The sequence below is a fragment of the Aminobacter sp. P4_D5 genome (assembly GCF_056401815.1).
This window is the reverse complement of the sequence record NZ_JBFUIP010000842.1, coordinates 1-656: the sequence shown is the minus strand read 5'-3', so window position 1 is coordinate 656 and position 656 is coordinate 1. Positions and strand designations below refer to the sequence as shown.

Annotated in this window: 1 protein-coding gene; it reads right to left on the bottom strand. The window is 65.5% G+C overall.

Translation table 11 applies throughout. The features are described from left to right. On the bottom strand, positions 1–656 hold a 656-nt coding region (locus tag AC1DWF_RS35330; RefSeq protein ID WP_476843121.1), incomplete at both ends, for a phytoene desaturase family protein.

Genomic DNA, 656 nt, shown 5'->3' with positions numbered 1-656 from the left:
GATATTCCTCCGCCAACAGCACGTTGTGGTGTGCCAACTGTGGGTAGGTGCCCTCCACACCGAGATAGAGCATGAAGGTGGAACAGGAGTAGCGCGCCTTCGCGATCTTTCGGTCGGACCAGTCCTTGCGGATGTGGTCCGGCACCAGCTTCGGCACGGCATGCGCGAAATCGCCGTTGAGCACCACGGCATCGGCCGCGATATATTCGCCGCCCGCCTCCACGCCCATGGCGCGACGTCCCGCAAAGGCGATGCGCTCGATCGGCGTGTTCAGTCGGATCTCCACGCCCAAGCGTTCCGCCACGCGTGCCATGGCATCGCTCACCGCGCCGCAGCCGCCGCGTGGGTGGTACACGCCGTGCTCGTATTCGAGAAAGCTGAGGATGGTGAAGAGCGAGGGGCAGCGGAACGGCGACATGCCCAGGTATTTCGTTTGGAAGCCGAAGGCCAGCCGCACGCGCGGATCGGCGAAGTAGCGACGCAGGTCCTGGTCGACCTGACGGTGCGGACGCAACTGCGGCAGGCTCTTCATCACGCCGGGCGTCATCATGTCGCGCCGCCGGAGGAATGGGCGTTCCAGGAAGGGCCGAAACACCTCCAGCTTCCGCCGGTTGTCCGTCATGAAGCGCTGCAGGCCCGCGACATCGCCCGGCGCC